At 35.3% G+C, this 25,695-nt stretch carries 19 protein-coding genes and 2 rRNA genes; all 21 read left to right on the top strand.

Annotated elements, in window-relative coordinates; genetic code table 11:
• The first annotated feature begins 56 nt into the window (after window positions 1–56).
• The 21 genes from ftsH to P4S50_RS17325 all read left to right on the top strand — a co-directional run bounded on the left by ftsH (window position 57) and on the right by P4S50_RS17325 (window position 25,694).
• A complete protein-coding gene (gene ftsH / locus P4S50_RS17425; protein WP_277732094.1) occupies window positions 57–1,925 on the top strand; it encodes an ATP-dependent zinc metalloprotease FtsH in 1,869 nt (622 codons plus the stop codon).
• 334 nt (window positions 1,926–2,259) lie between these two features.
• The gene (locus P4S50_RS17420) at window positions 2,260–3,627 is read left to right on the top strand and encodes an aspartate-alanine antiporter-like transporter (protein WP_277732093.1); all 1,368 of its coding nucleotides are present in this window, start codon (window positions 2,260–2,262) and stop codon (window positions 3,625–3,627) included.
• 33 nt (window positions 3,628–3,660) lie between these two features.
• Window positions 3,661–3,990, top strand: a complete 330-nt coding sequence (locus P4S50_RS17415) for a DUF3870 domain-containing protein (RefSeq protein ID WP_277732092.1) — start codon at window positions 3,661–3,663, stop codon at window positions 3,988–3,990.
• 24 nt (window positions 3,991–4,014) lie between these two features.
• Window positions 4,015–5,508, top strand: a complete 1,494-nt coding sequence (locus tag P4S50_RS17410; RefSeq protein ID WP_277732091.1) for an acetyl-CoA hydrolase/transferase family protein — start codon at window positions 4,015–4,017, stop codon at window positions 5,506–5,508.
• A gap of 191 nt (window positions 5,509–5,699) precedes the next feature.
• Entirely contained in the window at window positions 5,700–7,367 is a 1,668-nt protein-coding gene (locus P4S50_RS17405) for an acyl-CoA mutase large subunit family protein (RefSeq protein ID WP_277732090.1), read from the top strand.
• A 21-nt stretch (window positions 7,368–7,388) separates the two neighbouring features.
• Complete coding sequence (locus P4S50_RS17400) at window positions 7,389–7,793, top strand: cobalamin B12-binding domain-containing protein (protein ID WP_277732089.1); 405 nt, start codon at window positions 7,389–7,391, stop codon at window positions 7,791–7,793.
• A gap of 15 nt (window positions 7,794–7,808) precedes the next feature.
• Window positions 7,809–8,741, top strand: a complete 933-nt coding sequence (gene meaB / locus P4S50_RS17395; protein WP_277732088.1) for a methylmalonyl Co-A mutase-associated GTPase MeaB — start codon at window positions 7,809–7,811, stop codon at window positions 8,739–8,741.
• A gap of 176 nt (window positions 8,742–8,917) precedes the next feature.
• Window positions 8,918–9,328, top strand: coding sequence for a methylmalonyl-CoA epimerase (gene mce / locus P4S50_RS17390; protein WP_277732087.1), 411 nt, complete (start codon window positions 8,918–8,920; stop codon window positions 9,326–9,328).
• A gap of 15 nt (window positions 9,329–9,343) precedes the next feature.
• Window positions 9,344–10,888 carry a methylmalonyl-CoA decarboxylase subunit alpha gene (mmdA, locus tag P4S50_RS17385; protein WP_277732086.1) on the top strand — a complete coding sequence of 515 codons (1,545 nt, stop codon included), beginning with the start codon at window positions 9,344–9,346 and terminating at the stop codon, window positions 10,886–10,888.
• A gap of 17 nt (window positions 10,889–10,905) precedes the next feature.
• Window positions 10,906–11,316, top strand: a complete 411-nt coding sequence (locus P4S50_RS17380) for an OadG family protein (protein WP_277732085.1) — start codon at window positions 10,906–10,908, stop codon at window positions 11,314–11,316.
• Window positions 11,300–11,713 carry a biotin/lipoyl-containing protein gene (locus P4S50_RS17375; RefSeq protein ID WP_277732084.1) on the top strand — a complete coding sequence of 138 codons (414 nt, stop codon included), beginning with the start codon at window positions 11,300–11,302 and terminating at the stop codon, window positions 11,711–11,713. Before P4S50_RS17380 ends, P4S50_RS17375 begins: the two co-directional genes overlap by 17 nt.
• Before the next feature lie 89 nt (window positions 11,714–11,802).
• Window positions 11,803–12,966 carry a sodium ion-translocating decarboxylase subunit beta gene (locus P4S50_RS17370; RefSeq protein ID WP_277734771.1) on the top strand — a complete coding sequence of 388 codons (1,164 nt, stop codon included), beginning with the start codon at window positions 11,803–11,805 and terminating at the stop codon, window positions 12,964–12,966.
• A gap of 464 nt (window positions 12,967–13,430) precedes the next feature.
• Window positions 13,431–14,405: a biotin--[acetyl-CoA-carboxylase] ligase gene (locus P4S50_RS17365; protein WP_277732083.1), complete on the top strand. Its 975-nt coding sequence runs from the start codon at window positions 13,431–13,433 to the stop codon at window positions 14,403–14,405.
• Complete coding sequence (locus P4S50_RS17360; RefSeq protein WP_277732082.1) at window positions 14,398–15,357, top strand: P1 family peptidase; 960 nt, start codon at window positions 14,398–14,400, stop codon at window positions 15,355–15,357. The genes P4S50_RS17365 and P4S50_RS17360 overlap by 8 nt, the downstream gene beginning before the upstream one ends.
• Before the next feature lie 152 nt (window positions 15,358–15,509).
• The gene (locus P4S50_RS17355; protein ID WP_331489648.1) at window positions 15,510–16,091 is read left to right on the top strand and encodes an ECF transporter S component; all 582 of its coding nucleotides are present in this window, start codon (window positions 15,510–15,512) and stop codon (window positions 16,089–16,091) included.
• A 16-nt stretch (window positions 16,092–16,107) separates the two neighbouring features.
• Window positions 16,108–16,878 carry a type III pantothenate kinase gene (locus P4S50_RS17350; protein WP_277732081.1) on the top strand — a complete coding sequence of 257 codons (771 nt, stop codon included), beginning with the start codon at window positions 16,108–16,110 and terminating at the stop codon, window positions 16,876–16,878.
• A 207-nt stretch (window positions 16,879–17,085) separates the two neighbouring features.
• On the top strand, window positions 17,086–18,054 hold the full coding sequence (dusB, locus tag P4S50_RS17345) for a tRNA dihydrouridine synthase DusB (RefSeq protein WP_277732080.1): 969 nt from the start codon (window positions 17,086–17,088) through the stop codon (window positions 18,052–18,054).
• Window positions 18,055–18,468: 414 nt separating this feature from the next.
• Entirely contained in the window at window positions 18,469–18,948 is a 480-nt protein-coding gene (gene greA / locus P4S50_RS17340) for a transcription elongation factor GreA (RefSeq protein ID WP_277732079.1), read from the top strand.
• Between the two features lie 16 nt (window positions 18,949–18,964).
• The gene (gene lysS / locus P4S50_RS17335; RefSeq protein WP_277732078.1) at window positions 18,965–20,461 is read left to right on the top strand and encodes a lysine--tRNA ligase; all 1,497 of its coding nucleotides are present in this window, start codon (window positions 18,965–18,967) and stop codon (window positions 20,459–20,461) included.
• Window positions 20,462–21,120: 659 nt separating this feature from the next.
• Window positions 21,121–22,637 (top strand): 16S ribosomal RNA (locus P4S50_RS17330).
• 138 nt (window positions 22,638–22,775) lie between these two features.
• Window positions 22,776–25,694: ribosomal RNA gene (locus tag P4S50_RS17325) — 23S ribosomal RNA — on the top strand.
• The 16S and 23S rRNA genes sit together here, the layout of an rRNA operon.
• Window position 25,695 lies beyond the last annotated feature (1 nt).

Below are 25,695 nucleotides of genomic sequence, written 5' to 3'. Positions count from 1 at the left end.
TTTATTTATGATAGAATAAACTAAAATTATTGACCTGAGAGAAAGGAGGGCTCTATTTGAAGAAATTATTTAAAGGAGCAACTTTTTATTTGCTTGTATTTATAATAATAGTTTCAATAGTCCAAACTCTTGGTAAACCTTCAAAGGGAATAGAAAGTTTAGATTTTTCTAAGGTTTATCAGGAATTAGTTAAAGAAAATATATCAGAGCTTACATTTACAGATGAGATAATTGAAGGAACAATAAAGAGCAATAACACACATTTTAGATCTTATGTACCTTACCCAGTGAGTAAAGACAATCTTTCAGATATTATTTTAAAACAAGTTACGGAAGGAAAACTTGTACTTGTAGGAAAACCAGAACCTCAAACACCTTGGTTCTTTGAGATACTACCATCTATATTTATGATACTTATATTTGTAGTATTTTGGTTTGTATTTATGCAACAATCTCAAGGTGGTGGAAGTCGTGTTATGAATTTTGGAAAATCAAAAGCCAAACTTCATAAAGGAGACGAAAAGAATAAGGTTACATTTAATGATGTAGCTGGTCTTGAAGAAGAGAAAGAAGATCTTCAAGAAGTAGTAGATTTCCTTAAGAGCCCTAAAAGATATATCGATCTTGGAGCTAGAATACCTAAAGGAATATTAATGGTTGGTCCTCCGGGAACTGGTAAAACATATCTTTCAAGAGCTGTAGCAGGAGAGGCTGAAGTTCCGTTTTTCAGTATAAGTGGTTCGGACTTCGTAGAGATGTTCGTAGGAGTAGGAGCATCTAGAGTTAGAGATTTATTTGAACAAGCTAAGAAAAATTCTCCGTGTATTATATTTATAGATGAAATAGATGCTGTAGGTAGAAAAAGAGGAGCAGGTCTTGGCGGAGGTCATGATGAAAGAGAGCAAACTTTAAATCAGCTTCTAGTTGAGATGGATGGATTTGGAGTTAATGAAGGTATAATAATAATGGCAGCTACAAATAGACCTGATATACTAGATCCAGCTTTACTTAGACCAGGAAGATTTGATAGACAAGTGCTTGTTGGAGCTCCTGATGTTAAAGGTAGAGAAGCAATACTTAAGGTTCATGCAAAGAACAAGCCGTTATCAGATGACGTGAATTTAAAGGTTCTAGCTAGAAGAACTCCTGGATTTACTCCAGCAGATATAGAAAACCTTATGAATGAAGCAGCAATATTAACTGCTAGAAAAAGAGAAAAGACTATAAAAATGGACACTATAGAAGAGTCTATAACTAAGGTTATAGCTGGTCCTGCTAAAAAGACTAGGGTAATAAGTGAAAAGGAAAGAAAGTTAACAGCATACCATGAGGCTGGTCATGCAGTTGCAGCACAACTTCTTCCTAACACAGATCCTGTACACCAGGTAACTATAATACCTAGAGGAAGAGCAGGAGGATTTACTATGCAGCTTCCAAAAGAAGATAAAAACTATGCTACTAAGATGCAAATGCAAGAAAATCTTATAGTTCTTCTTGGAGGAAGAGTTGCAGAATATCTTGTTCTTGATGATATATCAACTGGAGCTCAAAATGATTTAGATAGAGTATCTCAAACGGCAAGAGCTATGGTAACAAGATATGGTATGAGTGATAAACTAGGACCTATGACGTTTGGAGATAATTCTGATGAAGTATTCTTAGGAAGAGATTTCACTTCAAAGAGAAATTATTCTGAGGAAGTTGCATCAGAAATAGATAGAGAGATAAGTGGAATAGTAGATGAAGCTTATAACAAAACTAAAAAGTTATTAAATGATAACATAGATAATCTACATTATGTTGCTAAGTGTCTTTTAAAATATGAGACTTTGGATGCAGAGCAGTTTAAACAAGCATTTAACAAAGAGCTATCACTTGAAGATTATGATGAAATATCTGTTGATAAAGAAGATGATAATGAATAAGGTTGAGATTTCTCAACCTTATTTTTTTATGTAAAAATTTAATTTATAAGTAATAAAATAAATCTTTAGAGAATATAATTAATTAACAAACTGAATAAGAGATAGCCTATTAGCTATCATTGTATAACTAGTATTCGATGGGATATATAAGTTATATTATGGAGTATAGTTAAATCACGGCATAGTAAGGGAATTATATACCTTTACTTTGTCGTGATTTTTTTTATACAAAAATTATAAAAAATTTAAGTTGTTTTCAATTTAAATTCATAAAATAGATAGCTTGTACATAAAAATTAACTATATAAAAAAATAAAAAATAGGGGGGGAAAAAATGAAATTTGATTTTGTCAGCTTTATGATGAATCCATTTGTCCTTATGTTTGTATCTGTTGTAACAGGTGTGATATTTGGAAAAATTAAATTTGGGAAGTTTAATTTTGGAGTATCAGGTGCACTTTTCACAGGTCTAATAATAGGTTGGTGGATTTTAAGATTTGGCAAAAGTATTGGCGAAACGAGCAGTGCTTATAAAGCTGCTCAAAAAATGATAGACTCAGGGGTTATTCCTAAAAATTTTTTCAGTTTATTTTTAATATTGTTTGTTGCAGCTGTTGGTCTTTTAGCTGCAAAAGATATGGGGGCAGTTCTTAAAAAGTATGGAATTAAGTTTGTTATATTGGGATTTATTATAACGAGTTTAGGAGCAGCAACTACATATGGAATGACTATTTGTGCTAATGAAGCAAATCCATATGAAATTTCTGGAGTGTACACAGGAGCACTTACAAGCTCACCGGGTCTTGCAGCTGCAATTGAAACTGCAAGAGGTCATGCAACAGAGAGAGTAAAAGAATTTGACAATATGAGCAATAGTGAGCGAAAAAAGTTTTTTAAAATATTAGATCCAACTGGAAATATCAATGAAACTAATACAACAAAGCTCACGGTTAAGCAAGGAGAAGAGTTTATAAAGTCAGCTGAAGCTGGAATTGGTGTTGGTCATGCTATAGGATATCCATTTGGGGTTTTGATAGTTATATTAGCAGTTAACTTTTTCCCAAGAATTTTTAAAATTGATGTAAAAAAAGAACAAGAACTATTTAACAAAGAAATGAGAGAAGCTAGGGGAGATTCTTCAAAAGAGATAGAAGAAAGTTCTTTTGATTTAGTGGCATTTACTACAGCTTGTTTATTTGGATATTTAATAGGTCAAATAAAGATATACTTAGGGCCTTTAGGATATTTTGGATTAGGATCTACTGGTGGTGTTCTAATAGGATCATTAATACTTGGATATATAGGTAAAATAGGTTCTTTGAACTTTAGAATGAGTAATAAAATTTTAGGAGTTATAAGACAATTATCGCTTGCTTTTTTCTTAGCCATAGTTGGTCTTAGATATGGATTTAAAGTATTCGATGCTATATTAGGCTCAGGTGCTTATTTAGCACTTGTAGGTACTGTTGTAGGAGCTGTAGCTATGATGGTTGGATTCTTTATAGGAAGATATGTACTTAAAATAAATTGGATTATGTTATCAGGAGCAATCTGTGGAGGTATGACATCTACACCGGGTCTTGGAGCTGCTATAGATGCTGTAGGAAGTGATGATCCAGCGGCGGGATATGGAGCAACTTATCCATTTGCATTACTTGGTATGGTTTTATTTACAATTATACTTCATAAGTTACCTATGTGATTTAGAAAATACAAAGGAGGTGAATAGCAGCCTTTGGCTGCTATTAAAATGTCATCTAATAATATATTTATAACTGGATATGCAAAACTACCTACTGGTATAACAGCACAAGAATTATATACAGTAGTAGCTATAGGTCTTTTGATAAATAGAGAAAATGGAACTATAGTTGATTTAGATTGTACATTAGTAACATCAACTGCTAAAAGATTTGTTAGAGAGAATCTGGTTGGAAGAAAGATAACAAATTATGATGAAATAGAGTGTATTTTTAATGAAAGATATTATGGATGTGCAAAAAAGGCTTTATTATTTGCACTTAAAATATGTAATGAAAAATTTAATGAAGTAAAAGCAAATTAAAGTTTACTTGGGGGGATATGTATTATGCAAACTAGACTAAGATGCGATTACTTAAAAAATAAGGTTATGAGTGCTGATGAAGCTGCTCAACTGTTCAAGGATGGAATGATTGTTGGAACGAGTGGATTTACACCTGCTGGTTATCCAAAAGCTGTTCCGTTAGCTCTTTCAAGAAGAGAAGATAAGGGAGAAGAAATAGGGTTAACCATTATAACGGGTGCATCTGTTGGTGATGAATTAGACGGAGAGTTATCTAGAAAAGGCATAATGAAAAGAAGGTATCCTTATCAGACTAATAAAGATTCTAGAAATAAAATAAATAGTGGAGATGTACAGTATGCAGATATGCATCTTAGTCATGTCCCTCAATGGATAAAGTATGGTTACTTTGGAAATATAGACATAGCTCTTGTAGAAGCTGTTGCTATAACTGAGGATGGAAATATAATACCATCGACATCCATAGGAAATGCTAATGTATTTGTAGAAACTGCTGATAAAGTTATAGTTGAAATTAATACCTCTCAACCATTGGATCTTGAAGGAGTACATGATGTATATTCTACCAAGAATCCTCCGAATAGAGAAGCGATACCTATTTTAAATGCAACTGACAGAATTGGAACTCCTTACATTCCTTGTAAACCTGATAAAATAGCGGCAATAGTATTTACAGATATAAAGGACAAGACAAGAGAAGTAACTCCAATAGATGAAGTGTCTAAGAAAATGGCTAAGAATCTTATAACATTTTTAAATGATGAAGTAGATAAAGGAAGACTTCCTAAGAATTTGTTACCTTTACAATCTGGTGTTGGAAGTGTAGCAAATGCAGTTCTTGGCGGTCTTTGTGATTCTAAATTTGAGGATTTGGTGGTTTACTCAGAAGTACTACAGGATTCTGTTTTAGATCTTATAGATAATAACAAGGTTAAATTTGCATCTGCTACATCGCTTACAGTATCACCTCAAAGGCTAGATGATTTTTATAAGAAATTTTCAAAGTATAAAGAAAAAGTAATACTTAGACCTCAAGAAATAAGTAATAGTCCCGAAGTGGCTAGAAGACTGGGAGTAATTGCAATAAATACAGCTATAGAAGTTGATATATACGGAAATGTAAATTCTACTAACATAATGGGAAGTAGAATGATGAATGGAATAGGAGGATCTGGAGATTTTGCTAGAAATGCTTACCTAACTATATTTACTACTGAATCAATAGCTAAAAAAGGAGATATATCATCTATTGTTCCTATGGTTTCTCACTGTGATCATACAGAACATGATGTTATGGTAATAGTTACTGAACAAGGGGTTGCAGATTTGAGAGGGTTAAGTCCAGTTGAAAGAGCTAGATGTATAATAGATAATTGTGCTCATCCTGATTATAAGGATATGTTAAATGATTATTTAGAAAAAGCATTAGATGGAAAATACAAGCATACACCTCATGTAATTTCAGAAGCACTTTCATGGCATGATAGATTTTTGAAAAATGGAAGTATGAAAATATAGTTATGTTAAGAAGTCGTATTTTTAAAATTTAAATTATCTAAAGAGTTCAAAAATTACAACAAAACAAGAAGGATTTAGGTAAAAAATGTAGAAAATAAGTAAGTAAACATGCAATTCAAATTTCATGGGCGTACAATTATGAAAGTTTAGATTCATAAAATTTCATAATTAAATATAAGGGGGCGAAGTTAATGAGTTGTAATGATAAATTACAAGATTGCTTTAAAAAATGGGAAGAAGAAAAATTAGAAAAAGCTTTATCGAGATTTGGGGAGAGAAAACCTCAGTTTTTATCAGGGTCAAATGAAGAAGTAAGAAGATTATATACACCTCTTGATGTAGAGGATATAAACTATGATGATTTAGGATTTCCAGGACAGTACCCTTTTACTAGAGGTGTACAGCCTACTATGTATAGAGGTAAATTTTGGACTATGAGAATGTATGCTGGATTTGCAACAGCAGAAGAGTCTAACAAAAGATATAAATATTTAATAGATCAAGGTTCTATGGGATTATCAGTTGCTTTTGATCTTCCAACTCAGATGGGATATGATTCAGATGATTCTATCTCGGAGGGAGAAGTTGGAAAGGTTGGAGTTGCAATAGATTCTCTTGAAGACATGGAAATATTATTCGATGGAATTCCTCTTGATAAGGTTTCAACATCTATGACTATAAATGCACCAGCATCTGTTTTGCTTGCAATGTATATAGCAGTTGCTCAAAAGCAGGGTGTTGGTATGGAAAAATTAAGAGGAACTATTCAAAATGACATACTTAAGGAATATGTAGCAAGGGGAACTTATATATTTCCAACAAAGCCATCTATGAGGCTAATAACTAATATATTTGAATATTGTTCTGAAAATGTTCCGAAGTGGAATACAATAAGTATATCTGGATATCACATAAGAGAGGCTGGATCTACTGCTATTCAAGAAGTTGCATTTACTTTATCAAATGGAATAGCTTATGTAAATGCAGCTATAGATGCAGGTCTTAATGTAGATGATTTTGCTCCAAGACTTTCATTCTTCTTTAATGCACATAATGATTTATTTGAAGAGGTTGGGAAGTATAGAGCTGCAAGAAGGCTTTGGGCTAAAATAATGAAGGAGAGATTTGGTGCTAAAAAAGAAAAATCATTAATGCTTAAATTCCATACTCAAACAGGAGGATCAACTCTTACTGCTCAACAACCTGAAAATAATATAGTTCGTGTTGCTATTCAAACTCTTGCTGCAGTTATGGGGGGAACTCAATCTCTTCATACTAATTCTAAGGATGAGGCATTGGCTCTTCCTACAGAGGATTCAGTTAGAACAGCACTTAGAACTCAACAAATAGTAGCTCATGAAAGTGGAGTGGCAGATACTATAGACCCTCTTGCAGGTTCTTATTATGTTGAGAGCTTAACTAATAAAATAGAAAAAGAGGCTATGAAATTAATAGAAAAAATAGATGCTCTTGGTGGATCTCCAAATGCTATAGATAAGGGATATATGCAACAAGAGATAATGGAGAGTGCATATAGATATCAAAAGGAAATAGAAAATGATGAAAGAGTAATAGTTGGTATGAATAAATTTAAGGTAGAAGAAGAAGCACCAAAGGATCTTTTAAGAGTAGATCCTAGCGTTGGAAAAAGAAAGTGTGAAAAGTTAAAAGAATTAAAAGATAGAAGAGATAATGAACTTGTTAAGAAAAACTTAGAGGACTTGAAAAAAGCTTGTAAAAGTGATGAAAATCTAATGCCTTACATTCTTGATGCGGTTAATTCATATGCAACACTTGGAGAAATATGTGGAGTTATGAGAGAAGAATTTGGCGAATACAAACAAAGTGTAATGATATAGTATAAAGGGGGAGAAAATAATATGAGACCTATAAGAGTATTAGTTGCAAAGCCTGGACTTGATGGCCATGATAGAGGAGCAAAAGTTATAGCGAGAGCTTTTAGAGATGCTGGAATGGAGGTTATATACACAGGGCTTAGACAGACTCCTGAACAGATTGTTCAAACTGCCATTCAAGAAGATGTTGATGTTGTTTCAATGAGTATTTTATCTGGTGCTCACAATCATCTTCTTCCAAAGGTTGTTAAGCTTTTAAAAGAAGAAGGTGTTTATGATGATATACTTGTAATTGGAGGAGGGGTTATTCCTGACGAGGATATTCCTTATCTTAAAGAAAATGGAATAGCTGAAGTGTTTACTCCGGGTACAACTACAACAACCACTATAGAATTTATAAAAGCAAATCTAAAAAAATCAATAGCTTGATAAGGTTGTGAAAATATGGATTTGATAAAAAAATTATTAGAAGGAAATAAACGAGCTTGTGCAAGGCTTATTTCGATAATAGAGAATGAGCAAGAAGGGTATTTTAATATATTAAAAGATATACATAAAAATACAAAAGGTGCATATGTAATAGGGATGACAGGTCCTCCAGGAGCAGGAAAATCAACTTTAACTGATAAATTGGTAAAAAAACTTAGAGAAGATGGAAAAAAAGTAGGGATTATAGCAATAGACCCAACTAGTCCCTTCTCTAAGGGAGCTATACTTGGAGATAGAATAAGAATGAGCGATTTAAATTTAGATCCAGGTGTGTTCATAAGATCAATGGGAACTAGAGGTTATTTAGGAGGATTGTCAAAAGCTACTTATGGTGCTATAAAGGTTATGGATGCTTATGGATGTGATTATATATTTGTTGAAACTGTAGGGGTTGGACAATCGGAGGTTGATATAGTTAAAACTGCTGATACTACTGTTATGGTTATGGTACCTGGACTTGGAGATGATATACAGGCTATAAAAGCAGGAGTTATGGAAATTGGAGATGTATTCGTAGTAAATAAAGCAGATAAAGAAGGAGCTAAAAGAACTTTACTTGAGATAGAGATGATGTTAGATTTTAAGAAGGATTGGATTTTTAGACCTCCTGTTACAATGGCTGTTGCAAATGATGGAAGTGGAGTAGATGAATTAATTAAAAATATTATAAATCATAAAGAGCATCAGGAAAAGAATGATGTATTAAAAAGTAAGGTGCTTCAGAGAAATAAATCTGAGATAAGAGAGATAATACATAGAAAAATAGAAGATAAGATTCAAAATATACAAAATGAAAAAGAAGTAGAGGATATGATAATCAAGACATTAAGCAAAGAGCTTGATCCTTATACTGTTAGTGAAAAAATATTTAATAAGATTATAAAGTGAAACTTAGAATTTTTACTCTATAGAAAACTGTATGATTTTTAAATTGTGCCAACATTGATGAAGAACTATACTTGCAACTATTTTTGAGCAACGGAGCCTGTTAAGGAATCATTGGGAATGTGACTTAGTGTGTAGTGATTACAGGAATTTTAATTATTAAAAAGGGGGATTTTGATATGGATATAAGTAGAGTTGATCATATAGGGATAGCTGTTAAAAATCTTGATGAGACTTTAAAGTTTTATGAGGATGTTCTTGGAATAAAATGTGAGGGAACTGAGGTTGTTGAAGATCAAAAGGTTAAAGTTGCATTTTTACCTGTTGGAGAAACTGAACTTGAACTTTTAGAATCAACTTGTGAAGATGGTCCTATAGCTAAGTTTATTGAAAAAAATGGTGGAAGAAATGGACTTCAACATATAGCTGTAAGGGTTGATGACATAGAAAAGGCTATAGAAGAAGTTAAGGAAAAAGGATATAGAATGATAGATGAAAAGCCTAGATATGGAGCGGGTGGAGCAAAGATTGCATTTTGTCATCCTAAAAGTACTCATGGTATATTACTTGAACTAAGCCAAAGAGATTAGAAGGGGGGATTTAAAATGTCACAAAATAAGCTAGATATTCTTTTACAGAAAAGAGCTAAGATAGAGCTTGGTGGAGGAGAAAAAAGAATAGAAAAGCAACATAATTCTGGAAAGCTTACAGCAAGAGAAAGACTTAATATATTGTTTGATGAAGGAACTTTTATTGAGTTAGATGCTTTTGTAAAACATAGATGTAATCACTTTGGAATGGAAAAAGTAGATGCTCCTGGAGAAGGAGTAGTAACGGGATATGGTAAGGTAGAAGGTAGATTGGTTTATGCATTTGCTCAAGATTTTACTGTTTTAGGAGGATCTCTTGGAGAAATGCATGCTAAGAAAATGGAAAAGGTTATGGATATGGCCCTTAAGATGGGAGCGCCTGTAGTTGGACTTAATGATTCTGGTGGAGCTAGAATTCAAGAAGGGGTAGATGCTTTAGCTGGATATGGAAAAGTATTTTATAAAAATACTATAGCCTCTGGTGTTGTTCCTCAGATATCTGCTATAATGGGACCTTGTGCAGGAGGGGCAGTTTATTCACCCGCTCTTACTGATTTTATATTTATGGTTGATAAAACTAGCCAGATGTTTATAACTGGTCCTCAGGTTATAAAGACTGTTACTGGGGAAGAGGTTAGCGCACAAGATCTTGGTGGAGCTATGACACATAATGCTACATCGGGCGTTGCTCATTTTGTATCTGAATCTGATGAAGACTGCATAATGGGTATTAGAAAATTACTTAGCTTCTTGCCTTCTAATAATTTAGAAAAAGCTCCTATATTAGATTGTGATGATGTTAATGAAAAAATAGATGTTTTAGATACTATAATGCCTGATAATTCAAATAAGCCGTATGATATGAAAGATATAATAACAAGTATAGTTGATGATAGTGATTTCTTTGAAGTTCAACCTTATTTTGCAAGAAATATACTTACAGGATTTGCAAGAATTAATGGAGAATCTGTAGGAATAATAGCTAATCAACCTACATATATGGCTGGATGTCTTGATATAAATGCATCAGATAAAGCTTCTAGATTTATCAGAACTTGTGATGCGTTTAATGTACCTATTTTGAATTTTGTAGATGTTCCTGGATTTTTACCTGGTACATCTCAAGAATATGGTGGAGTTATTAGACATGGTGCGAAGATGCTTTATGCATATAGTGAGGCTACAGTTCCAAAGGTAACTATAATAACGAGAAAAGCTTATGGAGGATCTTATCTTGCTATGTGCTCTAAAGATTTAGGAGCTGATATTGTATATGCTTGGCCAAGTGCTGAAATTGCAGTTATGGGACCAGATGGAGCAGCTAATATAATATTTAGAAAAGATATAAAAGCATCTGATGATCCTGCATCCGTTAGAACTGAAAAGGTTAAAGAGTATAGAGAAGAGTTTGCCAATCCTTATCAAGCGGCTCAAAGAGGTTTTGTAGACGATGTTATACAGCCATCTTTGACTAGGATTAGACTTTGTGATGCTTTTGATGTTTTAAAATCGAAAAGAGAAAGCAGACCTCCTAAGAAACATGGAAATATTCCACTTTAAAATAAGAGGGTGAAACTATGAATTTGACTAATTTATTAGATTTAATGAAAACTGATATAACGGCGCTTACAAAATCTGAACAGTTAATTGCTAGTTTGGTTGTTACGCTGCTTTCTATGTGTATAGTATTTGTAGTCCTTATGGTTATAATGGCAGCTGTAAAAATAATGACAAAATCTAGCTCTAAACCTAAAAAAGAAAAAGAGCAGATAATTGTAAAAGAAGATATTAAACAAGATGAAGATAATAAAGAGATAGTTGCAGTTATAAGTTCGGCTATAGCTTGTGCTTTAAATACGACTACTAATAATATTGTTATTAAAAAAATAAAGAAAAGTGAAAATAGTGATACTTCGTGGTCAAAACTTGGAAGAATAGAGCAAATGAGTTCAATGCTAGGGGGATATGAATATGATAAAAAAATTTAATGTTAAGGTAAATGGAGTTTGTTATGATGTTGAGGTAGAAGAGATAAAGGAAAGTTCTAATTCTTCAAAATCAAAAAAATCATCTGCTAATAAATCTAAAGTAATTGAGCCAAAGGTAGAAAAAAGTATTCCTGTAAAAGAAGAAGTTAAGTTGAATAAAAACATATCTAGTAATTCAGGTTCTGCCAATACAATAAAAGCTCCTATGCCTGGAACTATAAATGATATAAAGGTTAATAAGGGAGATAGTGTTACTAAAGGGCAAGTTCTTTTAATACTTGAGGCTATGAAAATGGAAAATGAGATAATGGCACCAGCAGATGGTGTTATTGAAGATATTCATGTTAGCAAAGGCGCATCTGTAAGTGCAGGTGAGATTATTATAGGTATTTCTTAAAAAAGTAAGGAAGGGGATTACCCATGGGAGAAGTTGTATTTAATTTCATACAAAGTACGGGTATATACAATGTTATTACAGACTTTGGAATGTACTATAAGCAGATAATAATGATTGGTGTGGGTTGCTTATTATTGTATCTAGCTATAAATAAAGGGTTTGAGCCTCTTTTATTGGTTCCAATAGCATTTGGTATGATTCTTACGAATTTACCTTTATCAGATATTATGAGTCATCCTCAGACTCTTTTGAATATGCATCCTATAGATAGCAAAGAAGCTGCAATGCAAGCACAGCAGGGAATATGGGCTGTTGATATTAAGAATAAGTTTCCAGGAGGACTTCTACATTATTTGTATCAGGGAGATGAGCTTGGAATATTCCCTCCTTTGATATTTATGGGTGTTGGAGCCATGACTGATTTTGGACCATTAATAGCAAATCCTAAAAGTTTACTTTTAGGAGCTGCTGCTCAGTTTGGTATATTTTTTACATTTATAGGAGCTATATTCTTTGGCTTCGATGCTCAAGCAGCATCATCAATAGGTATAATAGGAGGAGCAGATGGACCTACTTCTATATATCTAGCTACAAAGTTAAAGCCAGAATTATTGGGACCAATAGCAGTTGCCGCTTATTCTTATATGGCTTTAGTTCCTATAATTCAACCACCTATTATGAGGGCTCTGACTAGTGAGGAAGAAAGAAATATAGTTATGGATCAGTTAAGACCAGTATCTAAAAAGGAAAAAATAATATTTCCTATAATGGTTACTATAATAGTTTCTTTAATATTACCATCTGCTGCTACTTTAATAGGTATGTTAATGCTTGGTAATTTATTTAAAGAATGTGGAGTTACTGATAGATTGTCAAAGACTGCATCAAATGAACTTATGAATATAGTTACTATATTCTTAGGAATTTCAGTTGGAGCTACTGCAACTGGAGAAGCTTTCTTAACTTGGCAAACATTTAAAATATTCGCACTTGGAGTTATAGCTTTTAGTATAGGAACTGCAAGTGGTGTTATCTTAGCTAAAATAATGAATAAATTCTCTAAAAATCCTATAAACCCACTTATAGGTTCAGCTGGAGTATCAGCAGTACCTATGGCTGCAAGAGTTTCTAATAAGGTAGGACAACAAGAAAATCCAGGAAACTTCCTTTTGATGCATGCTATGGGACCAAATGTTGCTGGAGTTATAGGTTCAGCTGTTGCAGCTGGAGTATTACTTAGTTTATTTGGTTAATTTAAAAGGCTACTAACTTTTGTTGGTAGCCTTTTTATTATGGTGCTTAGTTGAAAAATGATACGCATTGAAATAACGGTACTTAGTTAATGTTTTAATAAAACTAAAAATTGATACTTATTAAATATCCTAAAACTTCATAAACTCACTATGTTCAGACAATGAAGTTTTTTAACGGATATTTAAACGTCTCAATCTTAGTTTTATAGAAAAACATTAACAAAAAAGTACCTAACATTTCAATTCGTATAATTTTTGAGTCAGGTTTTTCTAAAGCATATATCTTTTGATATAGTTTTTGTTATACTAAATATAAGAAAATTATACGATTTTTAAATTATTAATAATATTGATTAAAAGAATTAAGCAACAACTATTTCAAGTGATTGAGTCCATTACGACTGGCTGACAATATGAATAAATACATGCCATTAAACGAAATCTAAAATGAAAAGAGGGATTATATGAGAAGCGAGATAATTAAAATCCTATTAGAAAACAAAGATGAATTTGTATCTGGGGAACATATATCTGAAAGACTAGGTATAAGTAGAAGTGCTGTAAGTAAGCATATAAAGAATATAAAAAATCAAGGTTATGATATAGAATCTATAACTAAGAAAGGACATAAAATATTTGGGTGTCCTGATTTGTTAAGTGGTGGAATTATAAAGCATGATTTAAATACAGATTTTATAGGCAAAGAAGTTATACATTTTGATACTATAGGGTCAACTAATGATTATGCAAAGGAGATAGCTGGAGATTCTATTGATGGAACGATTGTTGTATCGGAAGAACAGACAAAAGGAAGAGGAAGAAGGGGCAAAGAGTGGCATTCTATTAAGGGAGATGGAATATGGTTAAGTATTATATTAAAGCCAGATATATATCCTCATAAGGCTCCTTTTATAACTCAAATAGCAGGGGCAAGTATTGTAAAGTCTCTTAGAAATCTTGGAATAGATGCATCTATAAAGTGGCCAAATGATATTATTGTAAATAATAAGAAGGTAAGTGGCATATTAACAGAGCTTGGTGCAGAGATAGATCAAATAAATTATATAGTACTTGGAATTGGTATGAATGTTAAGACTATGAATTTTCCTGAGGAGATAAACTCTATAGCAACTTCTATATTTAAAGAAGGATATGATGTTAAAAGAATAGATATATTGAAGAATATATTAGAAGAGTTCGAAAAGCTATATTTAGATTATACAGAAAGAAATGATAAATCCAGTTGTATAAAAATATGTAAAGAAAGCTCTGCTATATTGGGAAAAAAAATATATATAATAAACGGTGATAAAAAAAGAAAAGTTAAGTGTATAGATATAAATGAAGAAGGTAATCTTGTAATAATAAATGAGGATAATGATATTGAAGAGCTAATATCTGGAGAGGTATCTATAAGAGGAGAGCATAATTATGTATAACAATATATTGGACATAGATGGAATAAAAATAGGTCAGGTTGAAGATTTAAGTGGTGTTACAGGATGTACGGTTATAATATGTGAAAAAGGGGCTTGTTGTGGTGTTGATGTTAGAGGTTCTGCACCTGGAACTAGAGAAACTGATCTTTTAGATCCTATAAATATGGTAGATAAGGTACATTCTATAGTACTGTCTGGAGGATCTGCATTTGGGCTTGAGTCTACTTGTGGAGTAGCAAAATATTTGGAAGAGAACAATATTGGGTTTGATGTAGGTGTTACTAAGGTACCTATAGTAGTAGGAGCTGTATTGTTTGATCTTCATGTTGGGGATTATACTATAAGACCTGATTATAATATGGGATATAGAGCGTGTGAGGCTGCTTCAAGCACTGAATTAAAGCAGGGGAATTATGGTGCAGGTTGTGGAGCAACTATTGGTAAATTTAAAGGTATTGATTATGCAACAAAGGGTGGAATAGGAAGTTGTTCTATAAAGCTTGATAATGGATTAGTTGTGAGTGCTATAATTGCGGCTAATCCATTTGGAGATGTATATGAAGGTGACAGTATAATTGCAGGATGTCTTGACTATGATAAGAAGAACTTTGTAAATACTGTGGAACTTATGAAGTCTGGAGTTAATTCAAAAGATTTTTCTATGCAGAATACTACTATAGGAGCTGTTGTTACGAATGCTAAGTTTAATAAGGCTGAATGTGCTAAGTTAGCTCAAATGTCTCATAATGGCTATGCTAAGGCTATATCACCTATACATACTATGTATGATGGTGATACTATATTTGCCATGGCAACAGGAGAAATCGAAGCCGATCTAAACTTAGTTGGAACACTAGCAGCACAAGTAGTAGAGCAAAGTATAATAAATGCAGTGAAAAATGCAGATTCAATAAAAAACATTCCATCATTCAAAGAATTAAAGCTTAAATAATTAAAAATTTGCTGTTGAAACTTGTATACAATATTGATAAAATTAAGTAGTTATGGCTGACATCCAAATCGGAGTCTGACCGTATTAATATAGATAAAAAATAAATTTAAAAAGTCTGGCATCTATATGAGCCAGAACCGGAGGTGTAGAAATTGATCGCTACAAGAAGTCTATCAACAAAAAAAATGACAGTTATAGGAATGCTAGGAGCCGTTTCTATAGTATTGGGTATGACGCCGTTAGGGTTTATCCCTATAGGGCCTACTAAGGCCACTATAATGCATATACCGGTAATTATTGCAGCTATGATTGAGGGTCCTTTGGTTGGAGCTATCGTAGGTCTTATATTCGGTATATTTAGTATGATACAGAGTATAACAAGTCCAACAGTAATATCGTTTGTATTTTGGAATCCGTTAGTATCTGTGTTTCCAAGAATCTTGATTGGTATAGTTTCTTATTACTCTTATGTATCTGTTAAGAAAATAGTAAAAAATGAAGCATTAGCAGTTGCTGTTACTGGTGCTGTAGGAACATTAACTAATACTGTGGGAGTTCTTTCTATGATTTACCTACTTTACGGAGTTAGATTCGTTGAAGCTATAGGACAAGATATAAATTCTGTAGGTAAGATAATAATGGGAATAGGAATAACTAATGGTATACCAGAAATGATAGTTGCTATTTTAATAGTAACAGGCGTAATGAGAGGACTTAAGTTTATATCAAAATAGAAAGAAGGTAAAAAGTATGTTACTTGTATTTGATGTAGGAAATACAAATACAGTATTAGGAGTTTATGAGGGGAAAAAATTAAAGCACCATTGGAGAATAAGCACAGACAAAAATAAAACTTCTGATGAATATGGAATGCTTATAGATAGTTTATTTAAATATGAAAATATTAAATTTGATAATATAAAAGACGTTATAATATCGTCTGTAGTACCTAATGTTATGTATGCATTAGAAAAGTTTACTAGAGATTACTGTAAGAAAGAGTCTTTAGTAGTAGGGCCTGGAGTAAAGACTGGTATAAATATAAAATATGATAATCCAAAACAAGTAGGAGCAGATAGAATAGTTAATGCTGTTGCAGGATACGAAAAATATAAAACAGCTCTTATATTAGTTGACTTTGGAACTGCTACTACATTCTGTGCAGTATCTGATAAAGGAGAATATTTAGGAGGAACTATATGTCCTGGAGTAAACATATCTAGCGAGGCTTTGTTTAAGAAAGCTTCAAAACTTCCTAGAGTAGAGCTTGTAAAACCTGGTATGACTATATGTAAAAATACTGTAGCTGCTATGCAGTCAGGTATAATATACGGATATGCAGGTCTTGTAGATAATATAGTTAAAATGATGAAAGCTGAACTTAAGAGCGATAATGTAAAGGTAGTTGCAACAGGAGGATTATCTACTCTTATAGCTTCTGAATCTGACGGAATAGATTATGTGGATAAATTTTTGACACTAGAAGGTCTTAGAATAATATATGATAGAAATAAGGAATAGTCATAATTGAATTGGGTTAAAAGCCCAATTCTTTTTGTCTATAAGGAAACTATCCAAAAGCTAAAAGTTCTAAAATTCAATCCTCTTAAGGCTGGAGATAAGAACTTAAAATCTTTTGGATTAGTTCAGCTAGAAATTCAGATGGAGTAAAAACTCCATTTGAATTAAGTTTCACTTTATTAATAAATTATGAATGAAGGTGATTTTATGAGAATTGGAAATGTAGACATAGATAATAAAGTATTTTTAGCCCCTATGGCTGGAGTTACAGATCTTCCGTTTAGACTTTTGTGTAAGGAAATGAATTGTGGTCTATTATATACAGAGATGATAAATGCTAAAGCTCTTTGTTATGATGATGTTAATACAAAGTCTATGCTTAAGATGGATCCTAAAGAACATCCCGTTAATATTCAAATATTTGGATCGGAAGTTGAGTATATGGGTAAAGCTGCATATATATTAAATGAGTATCCAAACGAACTACTTGATATAAATATGGGATGCCCAGCTCCTAAAGTGGTTAAAAATGGAGATGGATCAGCTCTTATGAAAAATCCAAAGCTTGCATCAGATATATTAAAAGAAGTAGTTAAGAATTCTGAAAAACCAGTTACACTTAAGATAAGAAAAGGATGGGATGCAGGTAGCATTAATGCTACTGAAATAGCAAAAATAGGAGAAGATGCAGGAATTAGTGCTATAGCTATTCATGGTAGAACAAGAGAAGAGTTCTATTCAGGAAAGGCAGATTGGAATATAATAAAGGATGTGAAAGACTCTGTTAATATACCTGTAATAGGAAATGGAGATATATTCGAAGTTGAAGATGCTGTTAATATGATAAATAAAACGAACTGTGATGCTGTGATGATAGGAAGAGGGTCTCAGGGAAATCCGTGGATATTTAAGAGAGTTGCACATTATATAAAGACAGGTGAAGTACTTCCTGAGCCTACTAAGCATGAAAAACTAACTATAGCTATTAGACATCTGAATATGGCAATAGAGTTAAAGGGTGAGTATGTAGGAATAAGAGAAATGAGAAAACATTTAGGATGGTATTTAAAAGGTCTCAAAGGATCAGCTAGAGTCAGAGATGAAATAAATAGGCTTGAAAGTTATGATAAAGTTAAAGATAAATTAACATCTTATTTAGAAGAGTCCTTGACATAGCAAAAATAGTAACTTATAATATTGCGCAAATGCTAAATGATATTCAATTTAACTCAAACATTATTTATTTAACATAAAGGGAATTTTAATTCAGATGGAATTTTCACGCCAACTGAGTTTTTCTAGTTGCGTAGGTGCTCTTTTGGGCAAACTAATCCATAAGTCGTAGAGTTTTTAGAACATTAATATTAAAACTTTTAGATTTTGGATAAAGTGATACTTATATTAATTAAATTTAAAATAAATCGGATTAATAAGGTGAAACTTAATTTAGGTGGAGTTTTTACTCTAATTGAATTTTGAGTTGAACTGATCTAGAAGCTGCTGAGTTCTTATTACTATCTTTAAATGGAATGGAATTTTAGAACTATTAGCTTTGAGATGAATCTGAATAAAAAAAGGAGATGTGGGGAAATGGATACTAATAAGGAAGTATTATTAACTAAAGAAGGTCATAAGAAAATAGAAGATGAATTAGAGTATTTAAAGGCTGTAAGAAGAAAAGAAGTAGCAGAAAGAATTAAGATAGCTATATCATTTGGAGATATATCTGAAAACTCAGAGTATGATGAAGCTAAAAATGAACAAGCTCAACTTGAAGAAAGAATATTAAAGCTTGAGAATATGCTTACAAAAGCTGTTATAATAGATGAAAGTAAAATAGATTTGAGTATAGTTACTATAGGTTCTGTAGTTAAAGTTAATGATATAGACTTTGATGAAGAGGTAGAATACACTATAGTAGGTTCAGCAGAAGCAGATCCATATGAATTTAAGATTTCTAATGAATCTCCTGTTGGAAAAGCTCTTTTAGGAAGAAAAGTAGGAGATAAAGTAGACGTACAAGTTCCTGATGGAATGGCTAAGTTTGAGATTTTAGAAATTAAAAGATAATATGGAGGGGTATTAAATGTCTGAAGAATTAAATTTAAATGAAATGCTTAAAATAAGAAGAGAAAAACTAGCAAAACTTCAAGAAATGGGTAAAAATCCATTTGAAGTAGAGACTTACAATTTAACTCATCATAGTATAGATATAAAAGACAACTTTGAAGAATTAGAAGGAAAAGAAGTTTCGATAGCAGGTCGTTTAATGAGTAAAAGAGTTCAAGGAAAAGCATCTTTTGTTGATATACAAGATCAAGACGGAAGAATTCAATGCTATGTAAGAAAAGATAGAATAGGTGAAGAAGATTATGATCTGTTCGTAACTTACGATATTGGAGATATAGTTGGAATAAAAGGAGAAGTATTCAAAACTAAAAAAGAAGAAATATCTGTAAAGGCAAATGAGGTTCAACTTTTAAGTAAATCACTTCAAACATTGCCAGAAAAATTCCATGGGCTTAAAGATCAAGATTTAAGATACAGACAAAGATATGTAGATTTAATAGTTAATCCAGAGGTTAAGAAAGCTTTCTTTATAAGAAACAAAGCTACAAAAGCTATTAAAGAATACTTAGATAATAGAGGATATTTAGAAGTTGATACACCAATACTTAACACTATAGCTGGTGGAGCATCTGCTAAGCCTTTCATAACTCATCATAATACTTTAGATATAGACATGTACTTAAGAATAGCTAATGAACTTTACTTAAAGAGATTAATAGTTGGTGGATTTGAAAAAGTATATGAGATGGGTAGAATGTTTAGAAATGAAGGAATGTCTATAAAGCATAATCCAGAGTATACTTGTATAGAGCTATACGAAGCGTATGCTGATTACAAAGATATGATGGAAATGACTGAAAATATAGTTGCATATGCTGCTCAAAAGGCTCTTGGTACTACTAAGATTAATTATCAAGGAACTGAGATAGATTTTACTCCTCCATGGAATAGAATGAGTATGCAAGAAGCAGTAAAGCAATATGCTGGAGTTGATTTTGATGAAATCACTACAGATGAAGAAGCTGTAAAAGTAGCAAAAGAAAAAGGATTAGAAATAAAGCCAGAAATGAAAAGAGGACATGTTATAAATGATTTATTCGAAGAATATGCAGAACAGCATTTAATTCAGCCTACATTTATAACTCATCATCCGGTAGAAGTATCGCCTCTTGCTAAGCGTAATCCTGAAGATCCATCTATAACTAATAGATTTGAAGCGTTTGTTAATACTTGGGAAATAGCTAATGCATTCTCTGAGCTTAATGATCCTATTGATCAAAGAGGAAGATTTATGGATCAATTAAGACAAAGAGAATTAGGAGATGATGAAGCTCAGATGCTAGATGAAGACTTCTTAAATGCATTAGAAGTTGGTCTTCCACCTACAGGTGGATTAGGAATAGGAATAGATAGAGTTATGATGCTTTTAACTAATTCAAGCTCTATAAGGGATGTACTATTATTCCCAACTATGAAGCCTATAGTGGCAAATAAATCAGAAAATATAGAATAATAGTAATATATACACTCCCAGACTTGAATAAAGTCTGGGACTTTTTTATCAAATATGAGAAAGGTCAGAAAATGTTGAAATTTGAATATTAATTAATAGAGGAAAGTATGATAGAATATAGAATGTATAATAGAATGTGAAAATTTAGATTAAATTATTATATTTAAGTAAATTATAATGTAATTAAGCGCTGGATGCTGTTAGAACTTATTGGATATATGATAATAGTAAAATCATGAAGCGAGTTCTTGATATAAATATTATGAAAAGAGGGAGTGAGATGTTAATAAATTGGATCTGCTTAATATGTATAGTATCGATAGTAACCCAAGTAATGATTTTTCTTTACTTCAATGCGTTATCTGATCTGAAAACAAACAAACCTGTGAAAAGAAAAAGAAGAGAATCTTATCAAAGTCAATACTCTGAACCATCAAATTATGATAAAAAGATAGCTAAATAAAGAAAAAAACTAAAAAAAACAAAAAAAGTGTTGACCAATGTATCAAATGCTGATATAGTATTACTTGTCCTCAACAACGAGGCAAACACGAAACACAAAATGAACTTTGAAAATTAAACAGTAGGTTATAAATAAATCACAAACAGTGATTTTCGGAAACAACACATAAAGTCAGTTACTGAGTACTGACAAACTTTTATTTAAGAGTTTGATCCTGGCTCAGGATGAACGCTGGCGGCGTGCCTAACACATGCAAGTCGAGCGGAGATTAAGAAGCTTGCTTCTTAATCTTAGCGGCGGACGGGTGAGTAACGCGTGGGTAACCTGCCCTATACACACGGATAACATATCGAAAGATATGCTAATACGAGATAATACATTTTTAAGGCATCTTAAAAATGTCAAAGATTTTATCGGTGTAGGATGGACCCGCGTCCCATTAGCTAGTTGGTGAGGTAAAAGCTTACCAAGGCGACGATGGGTAGCCGACCTGAGAGGGTGATCGGCCACACTGGAACTGAGACACGGTCCAGACTCCTACGGGAGGCAGCAGTGGGGAATATTGCACAATGGGGGAAACCCTGATGCAGCAACGCCGCGTGAGCGATGAAGGCCTTCGGGTCGTAAAGCTCTGTCCTAAGGGAAGATAATGACGGTACCTTAGGAGGAAGCCCCGGCTAACTACGTGCCAGCAGCCGCGGTAATACGTAGGGGGCAAGCGTTATCCGGAATAACTGGGCGTAAAGGGTGCGTAGGCGGCCCTGCAAGTCAGAAGTGAAAGGCTACGGCTCAACCGTAGTAAGCTTTTGAAACTGTAGGGCTTGAGTGCAGGAGAGGAGAGTAGAATTCCTAGTGTAGCGGTGAAATGCGTAGATATTAGGAGGAATACCAGTTGCGAAGGCGGCTCTCTGGACTGTAACTGACGCTGAGGCACGAAAGCGTGGGGAGCGAACAGGATTAGATACCCTGGTAGTCCACGCCGTAAACGATGAGTGCTAGGTGTCGGGGGTTACCCCCCTCGGTGCCGCAGCTAACGCATTAAGCACTCCGCCTGGGGAGTACGCTCGCAAGAGTGAAACTCAAAGGAATTGACGGGGACCCGCACAAGTAGCGGAGCATGTGGTTTAATTCGAAGCAACGCGAAGAACCTTACCTAAGCTTGACATCCCTCAGACCGCTTCTTAATCGAAGCTTTCCCTTCGGGGACTGAGGTGACAGGTGGTGCATGGTTGTCGTCAGCTCGTGTCGTGAGATGTTGGGTTAAGTCCCGCAACGAGCGCAACCCTTATCTTTAGTTGCCAGCATTTCGGATGGGCACTCTAGAGAGACTGCCGAGGATAACTCGGAGGAAGGTGGGGATGACGTCAAATCATCATGCCCCTTATGCTTAGGGCTACACACGTGCTACAATGGCTAGTACAGAGAGTTGCGAAACCGCGAGGTCAAGCTAATCTCTTAAAGCTAGTCTTAGTTCGGATTGCAGGCTGAAACTCGCCTGCATGAAGCTGGAGTTACTAGTAATCGCGAATCAGAATGTCGCGGTGAATGCGTTCCCGGGTCTTGTACACACCGCCCGTCACACCACGGAAGTTGGGGGCGCCCGAAGTCAGATATCCAACCGTAAGGAGGAATCTGCCGAAGGTGAAATCAATGACTGGGGTGAAGTCGTAACAAGGTAGCCGTATCGGAAGGTGCGGCTGGATCACCTCCTTTCTAAGGAGAAATAACCTACTGTTTAATTTTGAGGGTTTATTCCTCAAAATTAGTGCGTTTATTAACGAAGTTTACATAGTAAATTAGTTGATGACATACTTTAGTACTTTGAAAATTGAACAGATTTAAATAAATTTAGGTTAAGTTATTAAGGGCGTAGGGCGGATGCCTTGGCACCAAGAGCCGATGAAGGACGTGGTAAGCTGCGATAAGCTTCGGGGAGATGCAAGCAATCTTTGATCCGGAGATTTCCGAATGGGGAAACCCACCTAGAGTAATGTCTAGGTATCCTTAGATGAATTCATAGTCTAAGGAGGGGAACCGGGGGAACTGAAACATCTAAGTACCCCGAGGAGGAGAAAGAAAAATCGATTCCCTGAGTAGCGGCGAGCGAAAGGGGATTAGCCCAAACCTATGAAGTTTTCTTCATAGGGGTTGAGGATATGCTTATTAAGATGGAGGTATTGTAGTCGAAGAGGTTTGGAAAGACCCACCGTAGAAGGTAATAGTCCTGTAGATTAAACGAGAAGACCATCAAGCATACTCCAGAGTACCACGGGACACGTGAAACCCTGTGGGAAGCTGGGGGGACCACCCCCCAAGGCTAAATACTCCTTGGTGACCGATAGCGTATAGTACCGTGAGGGAAAGGTGAAAAGAACCCCGGAAGGGGAGTGAAATAGAACCTGAAACCCTATGCCTACAAGCTGTGGGAGCACATTATTAGTGTGACCACGTACTTTTTGTAGAACGGGCCAACGAGTTACGATAAGTAGCAAGGTTAAGGACTTAGGGTCTGGAGCCGTAGCGAAAGCGAGTCTTAACTGGGCGATTCAGTTACTTGTCGTAGACCCGAAACCGAGCGACCTACCCATGGCCAGGATGAAGCGAAAGTAAAATTTCGTGGAGGTCCGAACCCACGCACGTTGAAAAGTGCGGGGATGAGCTGTGGGTAGAGGTGAAATTCCAATCGAGCTCGGAGATAGCTGGTTCTCCCCGAAATAGCTTTAGGGCTAGCCTCAAGCTTAGAGATGAGGAGGTAGAGCACTGAATGTCCTAGGGGCCCTATGGGTTACCGAAGACTATCAAACTCCGAATGCCTTTATCTTTTGCTTGGGAGTCAGACTGTGGGTGATAAGATTCATAGTCGAGAGGGAAACAGCCCAGACCGTCAGCTAAGGTCCCTAAATGTAAGTTAAGTGGTAAAGGATGTGGGATTGCACAGACAACCAGGATGTTGGCTTAGAAGCAGCCATTCATTCAAAGAGTGCGTAATAGCTCACTGGTCGAGTGATCCTGCGCCGAAAATTATCGGGGCTAAAACTTACTACCGAAGCTACGGCATTGACTTTGTCAATGGGTAGGGGAGCATTCACTGCGGGTTGAAGCTAGACCGGAAGGACTAGTGGACTGCAGTGAAGAGAGAATGTTGGCATGAGTAGCGAGACGTAGGTGAGAATCCTACGGGCCGAAAACCCAAGGTTTCCTGAGGAAGGTTCGTCCGCTCAGGGTTAGTCGGGACCTAAGCCGAGGCCGAAAGGCGTAGGTGATGGACAACAGGTTGAGATTCCTGTACTACCGATAATCGTTTGAAGAATGGGGTGACACAGAAGGATAGGCTATCCTACTATTGGATGTAGGTCCAAGCATTAAGGGAGCACTGATAGGCAAATCCGTCGGTGCAATTCTGAGGTGTGATGGGGAGCGAAATTAAGTAGCGAAGTAGTCGATTTCATGCTGTCAAGAAAAGCCTCTACTGAGATTAAAGGTACCCGTACCGCAAACCGACACAGGTGGGTGAGAAGAGAATTCTAAGGCTAGCGAGAGAACTTTTGTTAAGGAACTCGGCAAAATGACCCCGTAACTTAGGGATAAGGGGTGCCTCATTAGGGTGTATGCCCGAAGAGGCCGCAGAGAATAGGCCCAAGCGACTGTTTACCAAAAACATAGGTTTCTGCTAAGTCGAAAGACGATGTATAGGAGCTGACGCCTGCCCGGTGCTGGAAGGTTAAGGGGATGTGTTAGACGTAAGTCGAAGCATTGAACTTAAGCCCCAGTAAACGGCGGCCGTAACTATAACGGTCCTAAGGTAGCGAAATTCCTTGTCGGGTAAGTTCCGACCCGCACGAAAGGCGTAACGATTTGGGCACTGTCTCAACAAAAGACTCGGTGAAATTGTAATTCCGGTGAAGATGCCGGATACCTGCGACAGGACGGAAAGACCCCATGGAGCTTTACTGTAGCCTGGCATTGGATTTCGATATTACATGTACAGGATAGGTGGGAGACTGAGATACGAGAACGCCAGTTTTCGTGGAGTCACCCTTGGGATACCACCCTTGTAATATTGAGATTCTAACCATAGACCATGAATCTGGTCTTGGGACACTGTCAGGTGGACAGTTTGACTGGGGCGGTCGCCTCCCAAAATGTAACGGAGGCGCCCAAAGGTTCCCTCAGCACGGTCGGAAATCGTGCGAAGAGTGCAAAGGCAAAAGGGAGCTTGATTGCAAGACATACAGGTCGAGCAAGGACGAAAGTCGGGCTTAGTGATCCGGTGGTTCCGCGTGGAAGGGCCATCGCTCAACGGATAAAAGCTACCCTGGGGATAACAGGCTTATCTCCCCCAAGAGTCCACATCGACGGGGAGGTTTGGCACCTCGATGTCGGCTCATCACATCCTGGGGCTGTAGTAGGTCCCAAGGGTTGGGCTGTTCGCCCATTAAAGTGGTACGCGAGCTGGGTTCAGAACGTCGTGAGACAGTTCGGTCCCTATCCGTCGCAGGCGTAGGAAATTTGAGAGGAGCTGTCCTTAGTACGAGAGGACCGGGATGGACATACCTCTGGTGCACCAGTTGTCACGCCAGTGGCATAGCTGGGTAGCTATGTATGGAATGGATAAGCGCTGAAAGCATCTAAGCGCGAAGCCAACCTCAAGATAAGATTTCCCATCTTTATGAGTAAGATCCCAGGAAGACTACCTGGTTGATAGGTTCAAGGTGTAAGCTCAGTAATGAGTTCAGCTGATGAATACTAATAGATCGAGGACTTAACCTTT

This window comes from Tepidibacter hydrothermalis (genome assembly GCF_029542625.1).
In the GTDB taxonomy this organism is placed as follows: domain Bacteria; phylum Bacillota; class Clostridia; order Peptostreptococcales; family Peptostreptococcaceae; genus Tepidibacter_A; species Tepidibacter_A hydrothermalis.
This window is presented reverse-complemented; position numbering and strand designations above follow the sequence as displayed.

What these genes read in the sequence shown, in the direction of transcription:
- P4S50_RS17420 (WP_277732093.1), top strand. Translation starts at nt 2,260, where the DNA reads ATGAAATTTGATTTTGTCAGCTTTATGATGAATCCATTTGTCCTTATG.
- P4S50_RS17410 (WP_277732091.1), top strand. Translation starts at nt 4,015, where the DNA reads ATGCAAACTAGACTAAGATGCGATTACTTAAAAAATAAGGTTATGAGT.
- P4S50_RS17405 (WP_277732090.1), top strand. Translation starts at nt 5,700, where the DNA reads ATGAGTTGTAATGATAAATTACAAGATTGCTTTAAAAAATGGGAAGAA.
- P4S50_RS17400 (WP_277732089.1), top strand. Translation starts at nt 7,389, where the DNA reads ATGAGACCTATAAGAGTATTAGTTGCAAAGCCTGGACTTGATGGCCAT.
- meaB (WP_277732088.1), top strand. Translation starts at nt 7,809, where the DNA reads ATGGATTTGATAAAAAAATTATTAGAAGGAAATAAACGAGCTTGTGCA.
- mce (WP_277732087.1), top strand. Translation starts at nt 8,918, where the DNA reads ATGGATATAAGTAGAGTTGATCATATAGGGATAGCTGTTAAAAATCTT.
- mmdA (WP_277732086.1), top strand. Translation starts at nt 9,344, where the DNA reads ATGTCACAAAATAAGCTAGATATTCTTTTACAGAAAAGAGCTAAGATA.
- P4S50_RS17380 (WP_277732085.1), top strand. Translation starts at nt 10,906, where the DNA reads ATGAATTTGACTAATTTATTAGATTTAATGAAAACTGATATAACGGCG.
- P4S50_RS17375 (WP_277732084.1), top strand. Translation starts at nt 11,300, where the DNA reads ATGATAAAAAAATTTAATGTTAAGGTAAATGGAGTTTGTTATGATGTT.
- P4S50_RS17370 (WP_277734771.1), top strand. Translation starts at nt 11,803, where the DNA reads ATGTACTATAAGCAGATAATAATGATTGGTGTGGGTTGCTTATTATTG.
- P4S50_RS17365 (WP_277732083.1), top strand. Translation starts at nt 13,431, where the DNA reads ATGAGAAGCGAGATAATTAAAATCCTATTAGAAAACAAAGATGAATTT.
- P4S50_RS17360 (WP_277732082.1), top strand. Translation starts at nt 14,398, where the DNA reads ATGTATAACAATATATTGGACATAGATGGAATAAAAATAGGTCAGGTT.
- P4S50_RS17350 (WP_277732081.1), top strand. Translation starts at nt 16,108, where the DNA reads ATGTTACTTGTATTTGATGTAGGAAATACAAATACAGTATTAGGAGTT.
- dusB (WP_277732080.1), top strand. Translation starts at nt 17,086, where the DNA reads ATGAGAATTGGAAATGTAGACATAGATAATAAAGTATTTTTAGCCCCT.
- greA (WP_277732079.1), top strand. Translation starts at nt 18,469, where the DNA reads ATGGATACTAATAAGGAAGTATTATTAACTAAAGAAGGTCATAAGAAA.
- lysS (WP_277732078.1), top strand. Translation starts at nt 18,965, where the DNA reads ATGTCTGAAGAATTAAATTTAAATGAAATGCTTAAAATAAGAAGAGAA.